Source organism: Endozoicomonas montiporae CL-33, assembly GCF_001583435.1.
Classification (GTDB): Bacteria; Pseudomonadota; Gammaproteobacteria; order Pseudomonadales; family Endozoicomonadaceae; genus Endozoicomonas_A; species Endozoicomonas_A montiporae.
Genome location: NZ_CP013251.1, coordinates 2274849 through 2298149 on the forward strand (window position 1 = coordinate 2274849; position 23301 = coordinate 2298149).

Consider the following 23301-nt stretch of genomic DNA (forward strand, 5'->3'; position numbering starts at 1 on the left):
TTTCCCCACTTCCTGACCTTTTTATCAAAACTCCATATTTTCCATTTCTTTGTCAATGTCTGAGTCTTCATTGCTGCTGGTTACTGTGGGCATTCTGGCAGGAGGGCTTTCAAGGGTAGCCACTGCGACCGAATTTCGTCCGTTCGCGAACTGTTCCATTCGTGCGTATTCTTTTACATGCTGAACGAGCCAGGGATATACTGTGGTCTGGCCGTTGCGGACACTGGTGGTGATAAACCATTCATGAGCGTTTTCCGGAACACCGCCAACGTTGATTATTTCGTAGATTTTGCAAAACCCTGCATGTTTGCCTGCCTTAAATGAACCGACTCGTCCAGCGAAATAGCGGTTTGCATCAGTGGAAAATGAAAAGCCGTCCTGGTGGGAGACCTGATGATTTCCGTCGCTGGATTTAAGGTTACTGTGCCATGTGATACTAAGCTCTTCGAGAATTATGTTGTAAATGTAAGAGCGTTGGGCGCTACTGAGGGATTGGCGTACTGCACTGAAGTCATTAAAAGAGAAACTGTCGAAGGTATTGCCTGAATCATCTCTTATTTTCAGTAGTTTTGCGGTGGCGGTTCGATCCCTTTCCGGATGATTGTCATTAATGACATAGCACTTAACCCACTCACGAGAAACGCACCTTTCTGTATCATTCTTCAGGGCGTGGCGCTTTTCCTCCAGATCATAGTGATTGGGCATGGCATGGGCTTTTGTGCTGACAAAGATCATGTAGTGACCGTTTTTTTCATCAATCATCAAAGGGTGCCGGTCATGTCCGTATTTTGTTTTTCCCTGACGGGTTTTATAAGGCTTGCCAAAAACATATATACGACTGTTATCAAGCAGTTCGGCAATTTTTTCTAATCGTTGCTTATCCATAATGGCAAACTCAAGCCCATCGCCGCGAAGGGTGGCGCAGCAATAGTCATAACCAGAGAGAGGCGTTTGATAAAGAGTGTCGTCTTCGTCATCGTCTCCATTCAGATCTTCATCGAGAATGTCAGAGTTATACTCTTCTGTGGCTTTAGTTCGATGTGGGTAGACAATAGTGTAATTCTCAGGAAATTCACCACAGGCGCGATCGACCAGTATCTGCTCATAAAAAACTTCTGCCTTAATCAGCAACTGGGCCAGAATGGTGTCCAGAACGGATGACTTGTCGCCATAGGAGTCTTTATTTTTGTTGTATTTCTGTCCTTTAATGATAGGCGTTTGAATCTCTTCACCGTTATCATCCAGCCTCTTATGGCTATCAAAAAGGTTAAAGTAGCAGACATTCTGACTAACGCCATCATGGTTACGTTTGAAAATGGGGTAGGGGTCAACTCTTGTTTCGTTGTAGTATTCAGTTTTATCTGTGACCAGTAGGACTAGTTCGGGTTTGTTATTCGGTCCCTGCATTTCTTCAGTCAGAAAGCGGAGGCCACCTTTAATTTCTTTTTCCTCCCCTGTATTGATATCAATCTCCTTGCTCTTAAATTGCGTCAGCCGATGAAGTTGATCAATATAACCTGACTTGATTTCCCGTTTACTTCCTTCCCTGTCTTCCGCCCGGTTGATTATACGTACATTAAAGTTCGCTGCCAGAGCAGCAAAAATGGCTTGTCGCTCTTTTCTTTTCTTTCCCTCAATGACCTTTCCCGGGTAATGCACATCAAAGTTCAGGTTTTTCAGTTCGATGTTAAAATGGCCAGCATAAGTACTGTAAAGGTCTTCTTTAAATTTGAATGCCATCCCCCCTCTGGTCTGGTCTGGTCTGGGTTTTGGCCTACGTCGCCTGTCTCTTTACGGTCATGATCCAGAAGATAGGCATCCACCCGGTTTTTGCTATTTATATCGAGGTTGCCACGGACGTAATTGCCAGTAATAAAACCCTTGTTGTGCTCTTTCCGGGGTATCAAAAGCCCTTTGTCGTGGATATTAAACTCTTCGCGGTTGAGCATCCTGTGTTTGACTCGCACGGCTTTCCTGCTTTTGGCTCTAAACGCCCGAATGCTCTCAAGGTCAGTAAAAGTGACACCACCCGCACTCAGAACCTGCCATTTCGGAGTAGTCCCTGTACTTAATGACCAGTCGCCCTCAACTTTAACTTCAACGGTCTGACAGATGTTCACCTGTTGGTCACTGATTTTTTGTGTTTCTCCATCAATGGCTCGAAGGTAGCTATTGCCATTGTGGAAGCAGTTTCGATCTTTGACGGTGTCGTTCAGCATAAGAGCAGGCAACGAATTTGCCAGTATAAGAGGCTGAATAAACTGGAAGGGTGGCTCCAAAGGCAGGCTCACTTTTTCCAGCTTCAGAGTACGGAAATCCTCGAGGCTGATTTTCTCGAGATCGCCCTTGAGAGTCATGACAAAGCGTTTTTTCTTTTTCTGGTAGGTGAATCCACCCAGCACAACGCCACTGTTCTTCAGTGCCTTTGCAGTTTGTTTGGCAGCCTCTTCAAACTTCAACCCTGGCTTCGTATTGATATGTACGATGCCAAAGTCATAATTTTCATTCATGTGCTGATAATCAATACAGCGGGCAGGGTTGGCAATGATATTGGTGCCTATCATGCGATCCTGTAGAACTGGGTTAATCCTGCCCGACCGCATTTTTTTAAAGGACATAACAACTCCTTACCGGAACCACCGGAGATGTGACCATAGTGATTATGAGCGAATATAGTGTTTGATGGCCTTGATATGATTTTTCAGAACGTCGCCGTTTTCACTTAGAATTCCCGGTACTTTCATGAAATCAGAAGCCGCCATGGCGCAGTCGATCTCTTCCAGCTTGCCAGTCACTTCATTCCTGACAAGTGCCGCGAAACCAAACTCTGCTTTTGCCTCATTAAACAGGTTGATGTAAATAATTTTGGTGATGCCAGTCTTTTTCGCCATGTCGATAATTTTGTATTTATGCGACTCCTTCAGAAACCGGGTTCGCTTCCAGAATTTTACATCGACCATGGCTTTCTGGCCGGTTAGCTGATCGACAATAATGCCATCGAATTTTTCCGTCCATTCAAACGGCATGTCTTCCCATTTCATACCGCTGGCGGTCAGCACTGCAGCGACTGCCTGTTCTGCCACCGCAGGACGATAAATATTGCGAAATGCGGCCGGACTCATCATAAACCGCTTAGGTTTCCAGTCCGTACAATAATCGTTGCGCTCAAAGTGATTCCGCACTGCAGGGTTTTTCAACACCACACTGAGTTCTGCTTCTTCCTGACAAACCAGGTGAGTAGGCGCCGTGAAATCAGTGAATAGTTCAAAGCTATCGGCAAAACGCACTTCAGGCGTTCCCGAATAACTATATTCAGTCGTATAGCTGCTACGCCTGAGGATTTCACAATCGATATAAGCATGCAGAAACTCGCCGGGTAACTTATGAAGGGTTGGGTTTTGCAGCAGACCTTCACGTAGGCGTGACCAACCTTTTACCTCGTCATAACGTGCAAGGAACCGGAAGTTTCCACACATTTTGGCTAGTTTCTGGCAGAGCAGGGCTCTGGCTTGTTTTGGTGTTTTGTGGCTCCCTTCAGCTGCCGCTACTTTAATTTTATTATTGAAATCTGTGATCACCTCCCAGTCATGGCTAAAAAGAACGAGTTCCCTGAACACATCGGACGGGTGACAACTAGTGACGTCTATCAGTTCGTAAATAGCCGAAAAGGAAGGCTCTTTCAGTACCTGCAACTGACCCAGAAGATCGCTGAGAATCCGCTCGCAAGTGGCGTACTGGTGGAATTCGTCAGACAGCATGAACGGCACCAGGGTGTCGAAGTAATCCAGAGTCTTTTTGTTTTCCTGTTTGGCTTTGCGTCGGGCAGTTTCCATAGGGCTTGGAATGACTGGTTCATCGTTCTTGCCACTTCTGTCGCAGGCTCTTGCCTTGTTAACTAGCGCAAAATACTCAATGCTTAATGCTTCTTTCGGACGGTCGTCGTCTGCCAGGTAGGGAGCCAGCTGCCAGTTGGCAAATACCATGATTTCCCTTGATTTATAGGCAGTTCTGCCAATTCGTCCGGTAGCCTGTTCGATCAGCATACGCAGAGAGGCGATATAGTCCTCGGCATTGTTAAATGTAAAATCCACGTCAGTCTTGGATTTATAGGCACCACCCAGTCTCATTTTGATGGCTTTTCTGGATGTGCTGTTCAGAACAAACCTGCAGAATTTTTTTGTGGTTCTGGCATCAATAATGCCACCAGAATACAGAGCCGTGATGTCATACAGGCAGGAGCGTTTAAACATGGCATCAGGGTAATCAAAATGACCACTGCCGTTTTCCTCATCTTTAATGGAGAAGACGTTTGTGGGCATCGCCATATAAATGCAATCGGCATCAGCACTTGGTTTTTTGGGTTTAAAACCGCTATTGTCAACAAAAGTCAGTCGTTTTTGTGTCTCTTCGTCGCCGTGAATCCTGTAGTCAGGGTTTTTACCAGCTCCCATCGAGGCATAACTGGAGAACACGATGTATTTTTTATGGAGGTTCTCAGGTCTGCCTATCTTATCCATCAGGCGTGAGAATACACCGGATTTCATTTTGCTTGCATCTACGGCGTAACAGGGTTCAATTTCAACACCATATATTTTTTTGTAGGCTTCAATACACTTATCCAGGAACGCTTTTTCCTGCTCGTTCTTGCCATAGTTACGGGTAGAGAGAATGATCATATAGCGGTTGGTTGGGTGGGCTGCAAACCGGTTTACTGCAGACATCATAGGGTTTAGCTGTTCAAGTATATTGTTCTGATAGTTCTTTTTTTCCAGTTCTGTTTTACAGGTTGCCGGAGGAGGGAATGTGCGATTTAAATGGAGATGAAATACACCTTCACTTTCAAAGAGGCGGGATATTTCATAAGGATCGTTTTTAATAAAATCTGCAGATACACTGACACCATTGGCTTTATAATCCCGCTTCTGGCGATAAAACTGGTAAATGTCTTTTGTCCTCTGAACTTATTCTGGCTCTTGAGGATTCAACAACCCTTGGTTACAAACATTCCGCAAGGTCAGAGCTTGGTGATTTGGGTGGACCGAAAGACGCCATAACCAAGGGGTTTTGGGCTCACTCTGTTATGAAGCAGAAAATATCAGGCTGAATAGTTGCTGAATAGTTACATTGCGTTAAACAAAGTGGAAAGATAGTCCAGGGGCGCATAGAATTTTTTCCACTGAGTTTTGGCTGTCTCTGATAGCGAATACTCAATAGGATCACCGTAAATGGCGTAATTGGACAAGCTGTTAAACAGGGCAAGACTCAGGATCAGGCTATGAAAAGCTCTGACAGTCAGGCCATTTGAGTTTATCTTCCAACTGGCGATAGTAAGTAAGGCTGCGGCTGCGGCTCCGGCTCCAGCTGCGGTTGTGGCTCCAACTGCGGCTCCGGCTGCGGTTGTGGCTCCGGCTCCAACTGCGGCTGCGGCTCCGGCTCCGGCTCCGGCTGCGACTCCAACTGCGACTGCGACTGCGGCTCCGGCTCCGGCTCCGGCTCCGGCTCCGGCTACAGCTACAGCTGCAGCTGCAGCTGCGGTTACGATTCCGACTCTGATTCCGACTCTGGCTATTGACCGGTCGTCCAGGCCAAGCATGGATGAAGACGCTAAAGCTGATATAGAACCTGTTGCAGACGCGCTTATCATAAAGGCCAGTGCAGCCTTTGCACGATTGAAGCCCCTTCTAATTAATGCTTCATAAAGGATGCCGCCTACCACCCAACCAGTGCTCATTGAAAGCACTATGTATTGTAGATGGTCATACTGGACAGGCCTAATGCTCGTACTACCTGTTTGTCTTAGCATTAATGATGATACAGTGCTCCCGACTGTCCTTGCGCCCGCTTCTGCGGTGAAATAAGTCAGAACCACAGGAAGTTTTTGATTACGGGTTCGATAAGCCATCCCAACGGCACCTGCAAGGCGTAATGGCTGCCACCAGGTTTGCTCTAAAGGCCAGGACGAGACATGCCCTGCAAGCATCACCTCAGTGGTTGTGATGGCGGGAACCAGCTGAAGACAAAAATGGTTTCTGAGTTCAGCCAGATCTTCTTTGTCATTGCTGTTCAACCCGAATCGCCTGACCAGTCCCGAGACTATCCCGGGTGTTTGACAGACACCATACCAGATACCCATGCTAACCAGGGTTGACAACGATACCCCTGCCACACTCTCCAACAGCTCGACGAGGCCAGACTCTACCGCGGTGGTATTTTTTTTATAGTATTCCAGAAAAGTAAAATCGTCCTGTTTGGACAGATCGCCCCTTGCCAAAGAACAAACAGCAATCAGACAAAAAAGCAACGGAAATAGTTTGAATGCCAATTTCATGATGATGCTCTGTAAATGACTGAGAGTTAAATGTAGATCATAAATGAGTTGACCTTGTATTTCCGAGGAGCCGGTTTTGCCATCAAACAGCCATATTGAGTTTGGCATTACAGAATTACTGAAACTATTTGTCCTGCTATGTCGGGCATGGGTGGTCAACAATAACGGCAGCAGGCAGGATGTTGGGAACGGCAAGGTGAAGCAGAAAATATCAGGCTGAATAGTTGCTGAATAGTTACATTGCGTTAAACAAAGTGGAAAAATAGTCCAGAGGCACATAGAATTTTTTCCACTGAGTCTTGGCTGTCTCTGATAGCGAATACTCAATAGGATCACCGTAAATGGCGTAATTGGACAAGCTGTTAAGCAGGGCAAAACTCAGGGCCAGGGCCAGAGTATAAGAAGCTCTGACAGCCAGGTTATTTGAGTTTATCTTCCAATTGACGGTATTGGCTACGGCTAAGGCTCCGGTTACGGTTATGAGTTCGGCTAAGAATATGGTTTTGGGTTTGGGTTCTGCTCCGGCTGAGTCTACGGCTAAGTCTGCGGCTAGGACTCCTGTTAAGACTGCTGCTACGGCTCCGGTTGCGGCTCCTGCAAAGCTTCCGGCTACCGTTCCGACTGCGACTATGGCTTCGGCTCCGGCTCCGCCTAAGAATAAGGCTAAGATTGCGGCTCTGGCTAAGATTTCGATTACGACGTTGGATTTGGTTAAGTTTATTAACCGGTCGTTCATACCAAGCATGGATGTAGACGCTTCGGCTGATATAAGACCTGTTTTAGACGCGCTTATCATAAAGGCCAGTGCAGCCTCTACATTACTAAAGCCCCTCTTAATTAATGCTTCATAAAGGATGCCGCCTACCATCAAACCAGTGACCACTGAAAGCATTCTGTATTGTTGATAGTCATACTGGAAAGGCGTAATGCTCGTACTACCTGTTTGTCTTAGCATTAATGATGATACAGTGCTCCCGACAGTCCTTGCGCCCGCTTCTGCGGCGAAATAAGTCAGAATCGCAGAAAGTTTTTCATTACGCTTTAGATAAGCCACCGTAACGGCACCTGCAAGGCGTAATGGCTGCCACCAGGTTTGCTCTAAAGGCCAGGGTGAGACATGCCCTGCAAGCATCACCTCAGTGGTTGTCATGACGTGAGTCAGCTGAAGACAAAAATGATTTCTGAGTTCAGCCAGATCTTCTTCGTCATTGCTGTTCAACCGGAATCGTCTGGCCAGTCCCGAGACTATCCCGGGTGTTTGGCAGACACCATGCCAGATACCCATGCTAACCAGGGTTGACAACGATACCCCTGCCACACTGTCCAACAGCTCGAGGCCAGACTCTACCGCGGTGGTATTTTTTTTATAATATTCCAGAAAAGTAAAATCGTCCTGTTTGGACAGATCGCCCCTCGCCAAAGAACAAACAGCAATCAGACAAAAAAGCAACGGAAATAGCTTGAATGGCGATTTCATGATGATGCTCTGTAAGTGACTGAGAGTTAAATGTAGAGCATAAATGAGTTGACCTTGGATTTCCGGGCAGCCGGTTTTGCCATCAAACAGCCATATTGAGTTTGGCATTACAGAATTACTGAAACTATTTGTCCTGCTATGTCGGGCACATAGGGACGACATTAAGAGCAATCCTTTGGTAATCAAGGCCTACAGCTATGACTGGGATAAACATGAACTTTGCTGTTGAGCCATATAATGCGACCTGAGCGAAAGCCCTTGCAAGACTCGTCACCTGTGAGCCTATCTGCAGGCCTTATTTGCCAAGGCCTTTCGCTTAATGTCGTCCCTATGATGTCGGGCATGGGTGGTCAACAATAACGGCAGCAGGCAGGATGTTGGGAACGGCAAGGTGAAGCAGAAAATATCAGGCTGAATAGTTGCTGAATAGTTACATTGCGTTAAACAAAGTGGAAAAATAGTCCAGGGGCGCGTAGAATTTTTTCCACTGAGTCCAAGCTGTGTCTGATAGCGAATACTCAATAGGATCACCGTAAATGGCGTAATTGGACAAGCTGTTAAACAGGGCAAAACTCAGGGCCAGGGCCAGGGTAACAGAAGCTCTGACAGCCAGGTTATTTGAGTTTATCTTCGAACTGGCGTTAGTAAGTAAGGCTACGGCTAAGGCTACGGTTCCAACTGTGGTTCCGACTGCGGCTCCGTATTCAGCTCCGGCTACGGCTCCGGCTCCGGCTACGGCCCCAACTGCAACTCCGGCTGCAACTCCGGCTCTGATTACGGGTTCGGCTGAGGCTCCGGCTCCGGCTCCGACTCCGACTGAGAGTAAGGCTATGGCTCCGGCTCCGATTCCGGCACTGATTCCGGCTATGGCTATTAACCGGCCGTCCATATCAAGCATGGATGTAGACGCTACAGCCGATATAGAACCTGTTGCAAACGTGCTTATCATAAAGGCCAGTGCAGCCTTTGCAGGACTGAAGCCTCTTCTAATTAATGCTTCATAAAAGATGCCGCCTACCACCAAACCAGTGACCACTGAAAGCATTCTGTATTGTTCATAGTCATACTGGACAGGCGTAATGCTCGTACTACCTGTTTGTCTTAGCATTAATGATGATACCGTGCTCCCTGCAGTCCTTGCGCCCGCTTCTACGGTGAAATAAGTCAGAACCGCAGGAAGATACAATTTTTCATTACGGTTTTGATAAGCCACCACCACAGCGGCACCTCCAAGGCGTAATGGCTGCCACCAGATTTGCTCTAAAGGCCAGGGTGAGACATGCCCTGCAAGCGCCATCTCAGCGGTTGTAATGACAGGAGTCAGCTGAAGACAAAAATGGTTTCTGAGTTCAGCCAGATCTTCTTCGTCATTGCTGTTCAACCCGAATCGCCTGGTCAGGCCCGAGACTATCCCGGGTGTTTGGCAGACACCATGCCAGATACCCATGGTAACCAGGGTTGACAACGATACCCCTGCCACATTGCCCAACAGCTCGAGGCCAGACTCTACCGCGGTGGTATTTTTTTTATAGTATTCCAGAAAAGTAAAATCGTCCTGTTTGGACAGATCGCCCCTTGCCAAAGAACAAACAGCAATCAGACAAAAAAGCAACGGAAATAGTTTGAATGGCGATTTCATGATGATGCACTGTAAATGACTGAGAGTTAAATGTAGATCATAAATGAGTTGACCTTGGATTTCCGGGCAGCCGGTTTTGCCATCAAACAGCCATATTGAGTTTGGCATTACAGAATTACTGAAACTATTTGTCCTGCTATGTCGGGCATGGGTGGTCAACAATAACGGCAGCAGGCAGGATGTTGGGAACGGCAAGGTGAAGCAGAAAATATCAGGCTGAATAGTTGCTGAATAGTTACATTGCGTTAAACAAAGTGGAAAAATAGTCCAGGGGCGCGTAGAATTTTTTCCACTGAGTCCAAGCTGTGTCTGATAGCGAATACTCAATAGGATCACCGTAAATGGCGTAATTGGACAAGCTGTTAAACAGGGCAAAACTCAGGGCCAGGGCCAGGGTAACAGAAGCTCTGACAGCCAGGTTATTTGAGTTTATCTTCGAACTGGCGTTAGTAAGTAAGGCTACGGCTAAGGCTACGGTTCCAACTGTGGTTCCGACTGCGGCTCCGTATTCAGCTCCGGCTACGGCTCCGGCTCCGGCTACGGCCCCAACTGCAACTCCGGCTGCAACTCCGGCTCTGATTACGGGTTCGGCTGAGGCTCCGGCTCCGGCTCCGACTCCGACTGAGAGTAAGGCTATGGCTCCGGCTCCGATTCCGGCACTGATTCCGGCTATGGCTATTAACCGGCCGTCCATATCAAGCATGGATGTAGACGCTACAGCCGATATAGAACCTGTTGCAAACGTGCTTATCATAAAGGCCAGTGCAGCCTTTGCAGGACTGAAGCCTCTTCTAATTAATGCTTCATAAAAGATGCCGCCTACCACCAAACCAGTGACCACTGAAAGCATTCTGTATTGTTCATAGTCATACTGGACAGGCGTAATGCTCGTACTACCTGTTTGTCTTAGCATTAATGATGATACCGTGCTCCCTGCAGTCCTTGCGCCCGCTTCTACGGTGAAATAAGTCAGAACCGCAGGAAGATACAATTTTTCATTACGGTTTTGATAAGCCACCACCACAGCGGCACCTCCAAGGCGTAATGGCTGCCACCAGATTTGCTCTAAAGGCCAGGGTGAGACATGCCCTGCAAGCGCCATCTCAGCGGTTGTAATGACAGGAGTCAGCTGAAGACAAAAATGGTTTCTGAGTTCAGCCAGATCTTCTTCGTCATTGCTGTTCAACCCGAATCGCCTGGTCAGGCCCGAGACTATCCCGGGTGTTTGGCAGACACCATGCCAGATACCCATGGTAACCAGGGTTGACAACGATACCCCTGCCACATTGCCCAACAGCTCGAGGCCAGACTCTACCGCGGTGGTATTTTTTTTATAGTATTCCAGAAAAGTAAAATCGTCCTGTTTGGACAGATCGCCCCTTGCCAAAGAACAAACAGCAATCAGACAAAAAAGCAACGGAAATAGTTTGAATGGCGATTTCATGATGATGCACTGTAAATGACTGAGAGTTAAATGTAGATCATAAATGAGTTGACCTTGGATTTCCGGGCAGCCGGTTTTGCCATCAAACAGCCATATTGAGTTTGGCATTACAGAATTACTGAAACTATTTGTCCTGCTATGTCGGGCATGGGTGGTCAACAATAACGGCAGCAGGCAGGATGTTGGGAACGGCAAGGTGAAGCAGAAAATATCAGGCTGAATAGTTGCTGAATAGTTACATTGCGTTAAACAAAGTGGAAAGATAGTCCAGGGGCGCATAGAATTTTTTCCACTGAGTTTTGGCTGTCTCTGATAGCGAATACTCAATAGGATCACCGTAAATGGCGTAATTGGACAAGCTGTTAAACAGGGCAAGATTCAGGGCCAGGGCCAAGGTAATAGAAGCTCTGACAGCCAGGTTATTTGAGTTTATCTTCCAATTGACGGTATTGGCTACGGCTAAGGCTCCGGCTCCGGTTATGAGTTCGGCTAAGAATATGGCTTCGGGTGTGGGTTCTGCTCCGGCTGAGTCTACGGCTAAGTCTGCGGCTAAAACTCCTGTTAAGACTGCTGCTAAGGCTCCGGTTCCGGCTCCTGCAAAGCTTCCGGCTACCTTTCCGACTGCGACTGCGGCTTCGGCTCCTGCTTCGGCTCCGGCTCCGGCTCCGGCTCCGGCTCCGCCTAAGAATAAGGCTAAGATTGCGGCTCTGGTCAAGATTTCGATTACGACGTTGGATTTGGTTAAGTTTATTAACCGGTCGTTCATACCAAGCATGGATGTAGACGCTTCGGCTGATTTAGAACCTGTTGCAGACGCGCTTATCATAAAGGCCAGTGCAGCCTCTACATTACTAAAGCCCCTCTTAATTAATGCTTCATAAAAGATGCCGCCTACCATCAAACCAGTGAGTATTGAAAGCTTTCTGTATTGTTGATAGTCATACTGGACAGGCGTAATGCTCGTACTACCTGTTTGTCTTAGCATTAATGATGATACAGTGCTCCCGACAGTCCTTGCGCCCGCTTCTGCGGCGAAATAAGTCAGAATCGCAGAAAGTTTTTCATTACGCTTTAGCCCGGATATTTCATAAACAAGCAGCAACTACCATCCCATCCTCTTAATTTTGGACTTTTCCGCAAGCCTGCTGCTCTGTTAACCATGTGAAAGACATTGCAGCCCATACTTGCTTACAGATTAGACGCTAATCAACGAATCCTGCTATTTCAGGATAACGGAAAGCCCCAAGGCTCTTTCATCTGGTTGCTATGTACCTTGATTGAGTCTTATGAAAGTTGCTACCCCGGTCGAAGTATCGGCATCTGGTAAAAGACTTCTGTCACATGCTGCAAAAGCCTCTTGAATGGGCAGCTACGCGGCAGATGAAGTTTAATTCGGTCTTTATATTCAACCACTTTGACTGCAACTTTACAGAGCTTCATGATCACCGTTGATGGCTGCGCTTTTTCCAGCTCCGTACCTTTCAAAGTCTTGGTTCTTAACTCATAGTGCAAAACATAAGCGGCACAGGCATAAAACATTCTCAAATGGTTAGCCAAAAAGCCCTGATCGGACAATCTGTCGCCGGACAGATCACTTTTCAGATGTTTGATGAAGTTCTCATCCTGTCCTCTTGGACAGTAAAGCTCTTCATAAATTACCTCTGGAGAAGCTTCCTTCATCGACGTCACAATGAAACGAGGGTTGTCGCCTTTTTGGTTGACCTCCGCCTTGTAAATTATCCGGGTATCGAGACCTTTCCAGCTCTTGGCCTGGTATTCTGCTTCCCCGTAAAGTCTGAGCCGATCAGGTTCTGGCATGTTGTTCAGTCTTGCCAGCTCAGTCTTGACCTTCAGAGCTTGACGCGCTTCATCCAACAACTCTTTGGCTTTTGGCCGCAAAGCCGTTTTGTGGCCTGCACCTTTGCCCAGGACATAATCCGAATGAGGGGCATTCTGAACCACCCACATTAACTCTGGTTGAGCGAAGTGGCTGTCTCCCCGAACCAGTAGATGGGTTTTCGGCCACTTTTTCCGAAGCAGCCGAATGACCCGTTCGAGAATGGCTGCATTTTCCTTGCCCGTTGGGGTTTTCCCCGGACGAAGAATCGCCGTAATCAGCTTGCCGCTGAGTCCCTCAAAAATCATCAGGGGCAAGTAGCAGTAGTCCTGATATTTGGCATTAAACAGGTTCATCTGCTGGCCACCATGAGTAATGGCCGGTGTATGATCAAGATCGATAACGATCACCGGAGGTGGCAGCTTGTAACTGCTGATAAAGTGATGCACAAATGCTTCAGCCATCCTGTAAATGTCGGAGCGGGTCATAGATTGTCCCAGCCGGGTAAAAGTGGGCGCTGATGCGAGATGGTTATCGCTGTCCAACGGATTGCGACCAGTGGCCAGTTTGAACATAGGGTCTTTACGCAAACGGTTACTGTCGTTGGCATCTTCATAGCCGCAGGCCATTTGCAGAACCCGCTGAACCAGAAGTTCTTTCAGGGAGTGGTCGATATAGGATTGATGGCGTCTGTCATTGATGGCATCAGTCATTTTGCAGATAAGACCGCTCTGCAGAATGGTTTCCCGTAGCAGCAGAGTGCCAAAGTCAGAAGATAACTCCCCACCATTGAAGTATGCCCGGATGGTTTTTCCATTTGAGGGATGAAAACGAAGCTGTTCTTGTGTAGATTTGGGCATGGCAAGTTCCGGTTTGCTTCTTCCGAAGCTTTCTTTTGGTCGACCCAATTATATCAAGTGATTGGGCGGAACTTGCCTCCTTTTATGAAATATTCGGGTTAGGGTATATCACATAAAAAACCAATAAAAACAACACCAAAGTACCTATTCATCATCGGGGTGTGTTTCGATAACTGAACGTCAGTCTTATCTTCGGAATTTGCCATTAATCTCTCTGAAAGCAACGTAATTCATGGGGTTTACAGCTATTTGGACGTTAGAGCTCAATCTCATCAAGTTCCAAACAAGACCAACAATATGTGGTGTAGCGCGTTTGCTAGTATAGGTTTTAGTATAGGTTTTTCGACCTAAAAGGAAGTTCGAATTTGATAACAGTAAAAACCTATACTGAATGTCGTCAGGCCTTGCGGATAAAGCCTTTCGGGCCAGGTAATAAGACTTCGAGGCCGATGATAATGACACTGTTGTGATATCCGCTAATGGCATGATGACAATGGATAACCAGAATGATTGAGGACTGGCTTTAGTGAGCGCAAATAATAACAAAGAGCACAAAAAACCTCTAACGAACCGTGGGATTGTCACTCTGAAGCCCGGGGAGGTGAGGGCAGATACGGCACAGCATACTGGATTACGGGTTGCATGTGGCAAGGAGGGCAGAAAGTCATTTATCTACCGCTTTAGAAGCCCTGTGACTCAAAAGCTAGTTCAAATTACGCTGGGTCACTACCCTGAAATGTCACTGCTCGACGCAAGGTCTGAGCATCGCCGGTTAAAGTTGATTCGTGAAAAGGGAGAGTGCCCCAAGCTGTACCTTCAAAAAGCCAGAGAGTCCGAACAGGCCGATTTACAAAAAGCTGAGGCAGAAGAAGCGGAAAACAGATTTCAGGTACATGATCTTGTAGAATTGTACCTCACAGGGCATGTTGAATCTAAAAACGTTAATGGAAAAATAATTTCAGGTGCCCGTAATCGAAAAGGGCAAGAAGAAGTTCGAAGAACCCTGGAGTTTGATGTTACGAAAGTGATAGGAAATATACCTGCCTCTGCACTCACTAAAAAAGATGTTACTGAACTGATAAGCCGTATTATTAGTCGCGGAGCGCCTGTTCAAGCAGGCAACGTGATGAGAGAGTTGAATGCAGCTTATGAGTATGCCATTGGCACAGGTAAATTGGATGATGAATTTATAAACCCGGTTGAGCAGGCAAAAAAAACGCTAATACGAGCTCATAAAGGAAAACTGACAGCAAAGAAAAAAAGCCGATATCTTTCGGAAAAGGAACTCAGAGAATTCCTTTTTTGGCTACCCAAATCAGGATTTTCCCAAACTCAAAAGAATGTTCTTTATCTAGCATTATTTACCGGTGCTCGTACCGGAGAGGTGTGCAATGCTGAATGGTCTGAGATTGATCTTAAAAATGCTGTCTGGCAAATACCTGACCCCAAAAATAGTATTCCCAGAAGTGTCCAGCTCTCCCGTCAGGCTGTATCACTGCTGACAAATTTAAAAAAGGTGAATGGATTTTATCCTTTTCAAACAAGCGTTAAAAAACGTCCTTTGAAACAAAAGTCACTTACTGAGACCCTGTGGGCATTAAGAAATCCAAAAAAAGTTGCTTATAACCGGAAGTACTCAGTCGAGCAACTGGCACCAAAATTTTTAGATGGCTGGGCTCCTCACGATCTGAGAAGAACGGTAAAAACCGGGCTGGCCCGTATGCAGTGCCCTTACGAAGTGAGTGAGGCTGTTTTAGGGCATGTACAGCAGGGGATGGAAGGGGTTTATAATCAGCACAGGTTTGAGCCTCAGTGTAGGGAGTGGCTGCAGACGTGGTGTGATTACTTAGATTCCCTGTAACAGGATATGTTCTGGCTTTACCGTCAGTTATCAGTAGAGCAAAGTGTCAGATCAGGTCTGAATTACTACAACTTATCCAATTGATCTGCTGATTTTTCTAAGTCCTCTTCAATTTGTTTATAATCAGGGTCCGATGTTGATGGCCACTCAGGCATTGGTCCCAGGATGCTTTCAGCCAGCTTTATTGCTTCTTTAGTATTTTGCTTCAATGATTCCAGTTCGCTTGAAGTCAAAAGACGTGGCTTGAAAAGCGATTTATCATGATTGGGTATTTTATTCATCGTATTCTACATACCGTCAAATTTATTTAAATAGTAGCTATTTTGTATTACAGGTTGAGGAGTTGATTTGTCAAACAAGTTAAGATTGATTGCGCTAATTCTTTTTTAGATCATTTTGCCAATCAATGATTTCACAGTGCTTCCAAGCTACAGTGCCAGTTGAAAGATGATAAGGAGCAGGAAATGAACCATTTTTAATCCATCGATAGATGGTAGATCTGCTGACTCCAATTGTTTCTTTTAGTTCGTCCAGGTGGATTAATCTTCTGAGTAACTCCCCATGAGCTCGCCGGTTGCTAAAACAACCCTAACCGACGGCGGTTTCAACCGGCGTTAATGTGAAGCCCATATCTTTAGCCTTCTGCTTCAGGGTTTTTAAAACTCTTTCTCTGTAACGCTGCTCAAAGTATTCCTGACCTTCATCTACATACTGGCTCCCATGCTTGAGCATACTGTAAACCAGCCTTGCCAGCTTATGCGCTGTTGCCGTAATCGCCTTTGGAGCACCAAGCTTGCTTCGCATTCTACGGTAATAGGCACCCAGGGCGCTTTTTGAGTTGGCCAGTGCATAAGCCGCCAACCTGAATGCTGTTGCGGCTGCGCCTGGCAAACGCTTGGTTTTCCGGTTCAGAACTTTACCACCGGATATTTTGGTTCCGGGACAGAGCCCTAACCAGAAGGCAAAATGTTTAGCGGAAGGCCATCGACTCATATCCAAACCGATTTCTGAAACAATCTTCAGAGCCGTATTTTCGTCGATGCCGTCGATATCAGTCAGATCGACACCGCTCACCCGGTTGAGCTCTGAACGCACATCAAAGTCTGGAGCGCAACGGGACTTCCGTTTTTTTGAAGGCTTATCTGGCGTAGAAGGCTTTTGAGAGTCTTTATCATCTTTGCTGTCAAATGTGTTGAGCTTCTGTTCCAGAGCTTTGTCACAAGCCCTGATTTTTTCATCATAAGTATCGTAAAGTTCAACAGCTTGCCGCAGAGCAAATACATGCTCATCCCGGTAATGCCCCTTCAGGGATTTGGCGATTTCTTCCTCGGATTTTTTGCAGTGCTTGTCACGATATCTGGCCAGCTCCACAGGATTCCGCTGCCCATTCAGTATGGCGCGGATAATAGTCATACCGGTTTTTCCGGTAATATCAGTCACCACATTATCCAGTAACAGATTCATCTGTCGAAGTGCCTTTTGCATATGCTGGATGTGGGAAGCACGGTAGCCAACAAGAGTGTCACGTTGTCGTCTATAAGATCGTAAAGAGCAAACCTGCTCATCAGGGCGGAACGCGCCATTGAGCAACCCGTAAGTATGTAACTGCAAAAGCCATTGGCAGTCCAGAACATCAGACTTACGTCCGGCAACATTCTTTACATGTCGTGCATTGACCAGCTTTACATCAAGTCCCCGGGATTCCAGTATTTCAAATGCAGGTATCCAGTAAATTCCGGTTGACTCCATCACAACGGTGGTAATGCCAAGCTTTACGAGCCAGTCAGCCATAGCTTCAAGGTCTGCGGTAAAACAGCCAAACGAACGCACCGGTTGTTCATCTAACTCTTCTGGCACTGCAACAAAGTGTGACTCTGACCCGATATCAATACCGGCGGCAAAGAGATTGATTTTCTCCAGATGTCCAGCAATACGCTTTTTGACTCTGTCAGAATGGGAACGGTTGGATTTGCTGCGGCGAGACATGGTTTACCCTCTATACTTCCGTGCGAAGGCATATCCGGATATGGGGCTGTCGATGATTCGCATTCTTCCGAACGAGATCGCATATTGCGTCATCAGTGATGTTGTCGCCAGCTCCCCGACCACGCTTTCAAACGGGCAAAAGGCACCAGTGTGTTTACGGTCTCTGGTCCGGATATGTCTTCCTTTCTATCATAGGCATGTAGGCAGTAGTTGGGAGAAAAGTTACTCATAGATGTTCAGCCGGGGGCCCGGCTTGGAGCGCTTTCAAGTTTCATGATCTTTCTCCCGAAAATTTATTTTTAATGTTTTCAAATGATTGATTGTTTGATTTAAACACCTCATAAAGGTTTGAAATCTTTTGGTTGAGATTCTTTAGTTTGGTTGCTTTCTAAATCGTCGCTCTTATTATCATCATTTTTGTATAAGAAAGGATATAGTTCTGGTTTGAAAATCTCTTTATTTCTTAACCTGTTTCTCTCGGTTTTATTTGTAATGTGAGTTTTGATTAGGTTTGAAACTAGAGATGGTTTTATACTGCTTTTCTTAATGGCTTCAATTATCATTGAACCAAGCAGGCTGATGATTTTTTTGTTTGCGCTATTTCTGAGCCTGTTGATCTTGTTTCGTTTCTTTTTTAGTGACTCTAAGGTTCTAGCTTTTTTTTCTTCTAGGACTTTAATGTTTTCGTTAAGTCGATCTAACTGGTCCACCCATTGTGGTTTTTCTGTACCTTTTTGCTGGTTGTTTGATTTTGGGTTCATTTGGAAACTCCTTTTAGTCCATTGCTGATCTCCCTATAAATAATTTTTGATGTAAAAGTTAAATAATACAAATAATTATTTGTTATTAATTGTTTATATGATATATCAATTATTAAACGTGAGGCATGTTATATGGATTCTTTGGCTTTCTATATGAGTGCCATTATCAATGGTTAGGATTATATGTAATAAGATGCAGGATTTGGGCTGGATGTTGTAATTGATACATAATAAGTTAGTTTAGATATGTTGATAAATAAGTTGAGTGATTAAAAATACCTGCTTTTCTCCTATTCACTTTATGGTTTCTCATAGAGACTGATTATAAGGATCAAAATATATTTGTATTGTATATAAATACTCTATAATTAGTATATGAATGATTGCTTAAGGAAAAGTGATGACGTATTTCAGTTGCAGTATCAGCTCTGTAAAAAGCTGCGATGGAGGATCGGCAGAGGCAAAATCACGATATGATCGTCGAATAGGCTATTGCAAGTCCAAAGCCAGCAGGCACAAAAGAAAAAAAGATCCTCTCATTGATTTTATTTTTATGGGGTTTCCTGCATTTCCTGATGTGAAGGAAACTGATGATGTTGTGACTCTTTTTTGTCAGGCAGCGGATAAGTACGAGCGATCTAATGGAAGGCTCTGTCGTAGGATTATGCTAGCGCTGCCTCGTTGCCTTTCCCATAGAAGGCATCGGCGTATAGCTAAAAAGTTAATCATTAAACTTTATAGATATGCCGGAAAGAGGTTTCCCATAACAGTTGCTTTTCATTTGGGGACGAGAGGTAACGAACCTCATATACATCTCATGATTTCAGAAAGAGTTCTTGATGATATATCAAGGCCGCTAGCTCAGTTTTTTAAACGCTACAACAAAAAAGCTCCAGACAAAGGCGGTGCAAGGAAAATAAATCTATGCCAGTATGGAGTTAATTCAAAAAAAGAAATTCGTAAAATAGCTGAAAGAGTCATCAATAGTGAGTTAGAGCTTTATTATGAAAAAGATCTAAGCACTCATGAGAAAACTATAATTGATAAAGACAATCTTTTTGTTAAAAGTACCTCCCTGAAAGAACAGAATAGTGAGAAAGTTAAGATTATATATGAAAATAAAGAAGCCCCTCCTAAAGATTCTATCCAATATCGGTTTTATAAAACCAAAGTTGAATCAAATATATTGGCTAGAACGTATAATAAAGAATTAGATAAACTAGTTGATTTTGATAATGAACTTGAAGTTCTTTATTACGAGTTGTCCAAAATAGCTTTATATAAGGGAAGAGGTAAAGAAATAACAATAAGAAATGTTGCTTTTCAATATCCGGAGTTAAATGAGTCATTTGAACGATTGAAACGAGAAAGTGATTTTGAGAAAAAGAGCATCGGCTTTCAGTTTATGATAAAAGTCGTTATCCCTGTATTGGCTTTTAACTTGCAATCAGTGAAATGCTTTCAATTATCAAAGGTTTTTTTAGAGAATAAACTCTCAGGAAATAAAGAAAAACGTAAGATATTATGTCGAGAATTTAATAACTCAGAAGATGCTTCTTCAAGAGTGATGAGGAGTTTAGATGTGATTAATAAAGGAGATGATGATTTTCTTAAGTTAAAGCGGAACGTTGTAGCATGGTTAAATAAGATATTTAATTATCCACGCTTTTCGAATGTGTTTAAAGCTCTTGAAAAAGTAATCCTTTCAAGGAAAAGTATAGGATCGGAACAGAATTCTAGAGTAAATCTTGGGTCTGAGGTTGTGAAATCTAAGAAGAAGCTGGTATCCCAAGATTGTGTAAATACTGCTTCTGAGAATAAAGCAAGAAATAAACTACCGAAACCCACAACCACGGTTAAAAAGCGCAGGCGTAGAAAACATGATTCAGATTACGGTATGGGCATTTAAGGAGAAGGAGCTATGAAAATAAGCCATCCAATGTCGCTGAGTATTCCTGATGATTTTGATATAGAGAGTAATCCATTTGTTAGCCTTCCGGAAAGCCGTTTACCCGTAGTAGGCAGAGATTTGAAAATGCTTGCCAGCAAGCTGAGGTTGTCGGTCATTGATAGTAGCTGGTTTTATGGTCTCACAGTTGCTGCATGGTATGAATACACCAAAGATCCCACAGAGAAAATCCGCTCCAGATATCAGAAAAAAATAAAAAAATTAGAGGTTCAGCGACATGACATTATCAATAAAATTCAAAATAGCCGTGACAAAGAATTAAAGGTAAATCTAGAGAATATTGATACCGAGATTGAAGCTCTGGAAGAGGAATGTCGCAGTGAGTGTGCTAAAAAGGAACGGGATGAGCTTCAAGCCTGCCAGCCACGCAGACGCCCCTTGTCATCGGGTAAAGAAGATGAATTACCAGTAGCTAAAAAACCGGGAAATGCTGTGGATTTACCTCTCGCGTTATTAGTTCATTTGACCAATCAGATGCCTTTCCTTGTGCAATCGCTGCCTCTTTCTGATCCGCATATTGAGTTATTCGCAGATTTGTTGGAGCCTCACACAGAAAAAGACTTTTCTTTTTATGTGGGCAGAGATGAGAATGCAGCCTATCGCTGGCGGAAAGGTATGAATCCGCCATCTACGGCAGTCAAGCGTCTAATTCATATGCTGTCAGTTTGGTTTCTGATGGAGCCTGCAGCATCGAAAGATCAACGAATAAAGTGGTGGGTTGATTTTGTAAATCAGGAGAGGAGGCTATTGGGTGATCGAATAGCTGGTAAAGAAGAGCATGCGAAGAGAGTTCTTCCCCCTGGACTGTAAATCTCAGAGGGAAATGGGGGGATTACCGGGGTAAATCAAAGTTATATTTAATTAAGTTGTTATCGCCTTAAATAGTTGTCTTTTATATATTTTGCTAATGGTGGTGATACGACTGCAAGAGCAGTAAGAACGGTTACACTGATAGCAGAGAGCCAGAACCAAAAATTCATCTGATCACTGGTTAATGCAAATATTGTAGCCAATGAGCTGGCAGGCAGTAGTAAAGCTGCGATCAGAGAAATGTGTTAACTCCGCTTTAATATGACCTTCTTCCACCGGTTTGAGATGACCCGTTTTCAGCAACACTTTTGACCCGCTTTCAACGGTTAAGTTCACTGTGTTTTCAGGTTTATTTCTTGGCAGAAGTGCCTTTCAGTAATCCAGCTTTGCGCTTCTCTTTCAGGCGGTAACTCTCACCTTTGATATTGAGAGTTGTCGCATGATGCAGTAGCCGATCCAAGATCGCAGTGGCTATGGCTTGATCGCCAAAGATCTCGCCCCAGTCGACAAAGCTCTTATTCGAGGTCAGGATGATACTTGCCTTTTCGTAACGGCGAGTCACGAGTCGGAAGAAAAGGCTGGCTTCATCCTGATCCATAGGAAGGTAGCCAATTTCATCCAGTACCAGCAGCTTTGGGTACATCAGTTGCTGCATCTGTCTTTCAAGCCGGTTCTCCTGCAACGCTTTTTTCAGCGTAGTCATCAGCTTGTCGAGGCTCATGAACATAACCCGATGTCCGGCTTCTGCTGCCTTAACAGCCAGAGCTATTGCCAGATGTGTTTTACCAACACCTGGCGGTCCGAGTAATACGACATTTTCAGCACGATCAACAAAACCAAGACCGGAGAGTTCCCGAACCACTTTTCGGTCAACGGTCGGCTGAAAGCTGTAGTCAAACTGCTCTAATGTTTTTAGCCATGGTAACCGGGCTTGCTTTAGACGACTCTCAAGCCCTTTCTGGTGACGGCCAGCCCACTCAGTAGAAAGCACTTCTACCAGGAACTCCCGGTAATTCAGGTCTTTCTTGCTGGCTTGCTCACACAGGGTATCAAGGTTGTCAGCCAGGTGGTCAAGCTTAAGGCGATTGACCAGTGTCGTTAACTGTTCCATCACACCACCTCCTCATAATGGCTGAGGTCACGGGTTTCAACCTTGATCTCGTCATACAGGGCACGGTGGTGGGTGGCGTCGAGTACCCAGCGGTTCTTTGCGTCAACCAGCAGATGGCTGGCAACGAGGGTATCGTCCGGGCCATAAACCCGTAGCTGCCGGTCAAGTCCCATGCGGATACTGACTTGCTGACCAACCAAAGTACTGGGAACACTGTAGCGATTCGTCTTAAAATTAATGTAACCATCAACCGGCACACGTCGTGTTTCCCGGTAGCTGGTGTCATAACGAATATCCGGTAGCTTTTGAAGGTGCGGCTGTTCTTTAGCAAAGCGGTCAGCCACTTTTTCTTTCAGAGTGTCATGATGGCGTTCATCTGCTACGTTGGTCAGCCAGTCTCCCAGTTGCTGGTTCAAGTGCTCAAGGCTTTCAAAGCTGCGATAGCGCTGGAAGAAGTTTTCTTTTACGTAGCGCACCATACGCTCGGTTTTTCCCTTGGTCTGTGCTCTGTAGGGTTTGCAGGCTTTAGGCTGAAACTCGTAGTGTCGAGACAACAACAGAAAACCTTCATTAAACTTCACCTGTCCGTTACCAGGATGCTCCAGAACTGCAGCCTTCTGGTTATCAACCAGTACCTGCGCACTTGAACCCCCGAACCACTCGAACGCCCGGATCAGGCTTTCATAAGTGTGTTCCGAATCATTGCTGTAAGCAGCAAAGGCATAGAAGCGGCGTGAGTAGCCCAGAACATTAACGGAGACATAAACTTTGCGAAGCTCACCTCCAACTTCGATCTGCAGTTCTCCCCAGTCGTGCTGCAACTGGTGACCGGGAGCCGTTTCATAACGGGTGGTCGCCTTGCTTTCACGCAGGGTGCGTTTAGGGTGGATATAGTCCCGTAAAATGGTGATGCCACCGGCATATCCCTGCCCTTTGATTTCGGCAAATATGACCTCGGCATTCCAGACATTCTCAGCCAGTAACGCGTCAATGACGGATTTGAAATCATCAAGCTTACTCTGGCGAACACCGGATTTGCGTCTGGGTGGTGGTCCTTGCCTTTGCAGGGCTCTCTTGACGGTACTGACAGAGCAACCTCTCTGGCAGGCAATGTCCTCAAGATAGCAGCCTTTGTCTCTGGCTTGCTTTATCATAAGGTAGTCCTCTCGGTTGATCATGGCTCCTTTTCCTGAGTGCTGATAACACTATGGGATTCGG

20 protein-coding genes are annotated in these 23301 nt (G+C 45.4%); 4 read left to right on the plus strand and 16 right to left on the minus strand.

The window, feature by feature from the left end; translation table 11 throughout:
• Positions 1 to 24: 24 nt before the first annotated feature.
• From EZMO1_RS10390 to EZMO1_RS26190, 4 genes are all read right to left on the minus strand, one after another.
• The gene (locus tag EZMO1_RS10390; RefSeq protein ID WP_034873149.1) at positions 25 to 1740 is read right to left on the minus strand and encodes a hypothetical protein; all 1716 of its coding nucleotides are present in this window, start codon (positions 1738 to 1740) and stop codon (positions 25 to 27) included.
• Positions 1677 to 2618 (minus strand): hypothetical protein, encoded by a 942-nt coding sequence (locus EZMO1_RS10395; protein WP_034873150.1) that lies wholly within the window; start codon positions 2616 to 2618, stop codon positions 1677 to 1679. The genes EZMO1_RS10390 and EZMO1_RS10395 overlap by 64 nt, the downstream gene beginning before the upstream one ends.
• A gap of 42 nt (positions 2619 to 2660) precedes the next feature.
• A complete protein-coding gene (locus EZMO1_RS10400; protein ID WP_034873151.1) occupies positions 2661 to 4724 on the minus strand; it encodes a hypothetical protein in 2064 nt (687 codons plus the stop codon).
• A gap of 395 nt (positions 4725 to 5119) precedes the next feature.
• Entirely contained in the window at positions 5120 to 6328 is a 1209-nt protein-coding gene (locus EZMO1_RS26190) for a hypothetical protein (RefSeq protein ID WP_145912556.1), read from the minus strand.
• Positions 6329 to 6404: 76 nt separating this feature from the next.
• Between EZMO1_RS26190 and EZMO1_RS26730 the strand changes: the two genes are divergently transcribed.
• Positions 6405 to 6548 carry a hypothetical protein gene (locus EZMO1_RS26730; protein ID WP_187300063.1) on the plus strand — a complete coding sequence of 48 codons (144 nt, stop codon included), beginning with the start codon at positions 6405 to 6407 and terminating at the stop codon, positions 6546 to 6548.
• A 15-nt stretch (positions 6549 to 6563) separates the two neighbouring features.
• Here the strand turns inward: EZMO1_RS26730 and EZMO1_RS26735 are convergent, their stop codons facing one another.
• The 5 genes from EZMO1_RS26735 to EZMO1_RS10435 all read right to left on the minus strand — a co-directional run bounded on the left by EZMO1_RS26735 (position 6564) and on the right by EZMO1_RS10435 (position 13585).
• A complete protein-coding gene (locus tag EZMO1_RS26735; RefSeq protein WP_187300064.1) occupies positions 6564 to 7805 on the minus strand; it encodes a hypothetical protein in 1242 nt (413 codons plus the stop codon).
• A 430-nt stretch (positions 7806 to 8235) separates the two neighbouring features.
• Complete coding sequence (locus EZMO1_RS26740) at positions 8236 to 9444, minus strand: hypothetical protein (RefSeq protein WP_187300065.1); 1209 nt, start codon at positions 9442 to 9444, stop codon at positions 8236 to 8238.
• A 235-nt stretch (positions 9445 to 9679) separates the two neighbouring features.
• Positions 9680 to 10888, minus strand: a complete 1209-nt coding sequence (locus tag EZMO1_RS26745) for a hypothetical protein (RefSeq protein ID WP_187300065.1) — start codon at positions 10886 to 10888, stop codon at positions 9680 to 9682.
• Between the two features lie 235 nt (positions 10889 to 11123).
• Complete coding sequence (locus EZMO1_RS26750) at positions 11124 to 11990, minus strand: hypothetical protein (protein WP_034873154.1); 867 nt, start codon at positions 11988 to 11990, stop codon at positions 11124 to 11126.
• Between the two features lie 194 nt (positions 11991 to 12184).
• Positions 12185 to 13585: an IS1380 family transposase gene (locus EZMO1_RS10435; protein WP_061509438.1), complete on the minus strand. Its 1401-nt coding sequence runs from the start codon at positions 13583 to 13585 to the stop codon at positions 12185 to 12187.
• Positions 13586 to 14111: 526 nt separating this feature from the next.
• On the opposite strand from EZMO1_RS10435, the gene EZMO1_RS10440 reads away from it, so the two are divergent.
• Positions 14112 to 15446 (plus strand): tyrosine-type recombinase/integrase, encoded by a 1335-nt coding sequence (locus EZMO1_RS10440; RefSeq protein ID WP_034873156.1) that lies wholly within the window; start codon positions 14112 to 14114, stop codon positions 15444 to 15446.
• A 65-nt stretch (positions 15447 to 15511) separates the two neighbouring features.
• Here the strand turns inward: EZMO1_RS10440 and EZMO1_RS10445 are convergent, their stop codons facing one another.
• The 4 genes from EZMO1_RS10445 to EZMO1_RS10455 all read right to left on the minus strand — a co-directional run bounded on the left by EZMO1_RS10445 (position 15512) and on the right by EZMO1_RS10455 (position 18193).
• On the minus strand, positions 15512 to 15727 hold the full coding sequence (locus EZMO1_RS10445; RefSeq protein WP_034873157.1) for a hypothetical protein: 216 nt from the start codon (positions 15725 to 15727) through the stop codon (positions 15512 to 15514).
• 94 nt (positions 15728 to 15821) lie between these two features.
• Positions 15822 to 15986 (minus strand): helix-turn-helix transcriptional regulator, encoded by a 165-nt coding sequence (locus EZMO1_RS28090; RefSeq protein WP_082211712.1) that lies wholly within the window; start codon positions 15984 to 15986, stop codon positions 15822 to 15824.
• A 48-nt stretch (positions 15987 to 16034) separates the two neighbouring features.
• Entirely contained in the window at positions 16035 to 17432 is a 1398-nt protein-coding gene (locus EZMO1_RS10450) for an IS110 family RNA-guided transposase (RefSeq protein WP_061509440.1), read from the minus strand.
• Between the two features lie 338 nt (positions 17433 to 17770).
• Complete coding sequence (locus EZMO1_RS10455; RefSeq protein WP_034873158.1) at positions 17771 to 18193, minus strand: hypothetical protein; 423 nt, start codon at positions 18191 to 18193, stop codon at positions 17771 to 17773.
• A gap of 400 nt (positions 18194 to 18593) precedes the next feature.
• Between EZMO1_RS10455 and EZMO1_RS10460 the strand changes: the two genes are divergently transcribed.
• Both EZMO1_RS10460 and EZMO1_RS10465 read left to right on the plus strand, forming a co-directional pair.
• Positions 18594 to 20102, plus strand: a complete 1509-nt coding sequence (locus tag EZMO1_RS10460) for a MobA/MobL family protein (RefSeq protein WP_051789412.1) — start codon at positions 18594 to 18596, stop codon at positions 20100 to 20102.
• Between the two features lie 12 nt (positions 20103 to 20114).
• Positions 20115 to 20972: a V-type ATP synthase subunit E family protein gene (locus EZMO1_RS10465; RefSeq protein ID WP_034873159.1), complete on the plus strand. Its 858-nt coding sequence runs from the start codon at positions 20115 to 20117 to the stop codon at positions 20970 to 20972.
• Between the two features lie 174 nt (positions 20973 to 21146).
• On the opposite strand, the gene EZMO1_RS27285 is transcribed toward EZMO1_RS10465, so the two are convergent.
• From EZMO1_RS27285 to istA, 3 genes are read right to left on the minus strand one after another with little or no spacing between them, the layout of a single operon-like run.
• Complete coding sequence (locus tag EZMO1_RS27285; protein WP_222842221.1) at positions 21147 to 21308, minus strand: hypothetical protein; 162 nt, start codon at positions 21306 to 21308, stop codon at positions 21147 to 21149.
• 13 nt (positions 21309 to 21321) lie between these two features.
• On the minus strand, positions 21322 to 22083 hold the full coding sequence (istB, locus tag EZMO1_RS10470; protein ID WP_034873160.1) for an IS21-like element helper ATPase IstB: 762 nt from the start codon (positions 22081 to 22083) through the stop codon (positions 21322 to 21324).
• Positions 22083 to 23261, minus strand: coding sequence for an IS21 family transposase (gene istA, locus EZMO1_RS10475; RefSeq protein ID WP_034873161.1), 1179 nt, complete (start codon positions 23259 to 23261; stop codon positions 22083 to 22085). Before istA ends, istB begins: the two co-directional genes overlap by 1 nt.
• Between the last annotated feature and the right edge of the window lie 40 nt (positions 23262 to 23301).

Excerpts from the sequence above, each read along its gene's own strand:
- EZMO1_RS26735 (WP_187300064.1), bottom strand. The coding sequence starts at position 7,805 with ATGAAATCGCCATTCAAGCTATTTCCGTTGCTTTTTTGTCTGATTGCT.
- EZMO1_RS26740 (WP_187300065.1), bottom strand. The coding sequence starts at position 9,444 with ATGAAATCGCCATTCAAACTATTTCCGTTGCTTTTTTGTCTGATTGCT.
- EZMO1_RS10455 (WP_034873158.1), bottom strand. The coding sequence starts at position 18,193 with ATGAACCCAAAATCAAACAACCAGCAAAAAGGTACAGAAAAACCACAA.
- EZMO1_RS10465 (WP_034873159.1), top strand. The coding sequence starts at position 20,115 with ATGAAAATAAGCCATCCAATGTCGCTGAGTATTCCTGATGATTTTGAT.
- EZMO1_RS10445 (WP_034873157.1), bottom strand. The coding sequence starts at position 15,727 with ATGAATAAAATACCCAATCATGATAAATCGCTTTTCAAGCCACGTCTT.
- EZMO1_RS10460 (WP_051789412.1), top strand. The coding sequence starts at position 18,594 with ATGACGTATTTCAGTTGCAGTATCAGCTCTGTAAAAAGCTGCGATGGA.
- EZMO1_RS26745 (WP_187300065.1), bottom strand. The coding sequence starts at position 10,888 with ATGAAATCGCCATTCAAACTATTTCCGTTGCTTTTTTGTCTGATTGCT.
- EZMO1_RS26190 (WP_145912556.1), bottom strand. The coding sequence starts at position 6,328 with ATGAAATTGGCATTCAAACTATTTCCGTTGCTTTTTTGTCTGATTGCT.
- EZMO1_RS10450 (WP_061509440.1), bottom strand. The coding sequence starts at position 17,432 with ATGTCTCGCCGCAGCAAATCCAACCGTTCCCATTCTGACAGAGTCAAA.
- EZMO1_RS10390 (WP_034873149.1), bottom strand. The coding sequence starts at position 1,740 with ATGGCATTCAAATTTAAAGAAGACCTTTACAGTACTTATGCTGGCCAT.
- istA (WP_034873161.1), bottom strand. The coding sequence starts at position 23,261 with ATGATCAACCGAGAGGACTACCTTATGATAAAGCAAGCCAGAGACAAA.
- istB (WP_034873160.1), bottom strand. The coding sequence starts at position 22,083 with ATGGAACAGTTAACGACACTGGTCAATCGCCTTAAGCTTGACCACCTG.
- EZMO1_RS10400 (WP_034873151.1), bottom strand. The coding sequence starts at position 4,724 with ATGATGTCTGCAGTAAACCGGTTTGCAGCCCACCCAACCAACCGCTAT.
- EZMO1_RS10435 (WP_061509438.1), bottom strand. The coding sequence starts at position 13,585 with ATGCCCAAATCTACACAAGAACAGCTTCGTTTTCATCCCTCAAATGGA.
- EZMO1_RS10395 (WP_034873150.1), bottom strand. The coding sequence starts at position 2,618 with ATGTCCTTTAAAAAAATGCGGTCGGGCAGGATTAACCCAGTTCTACAG.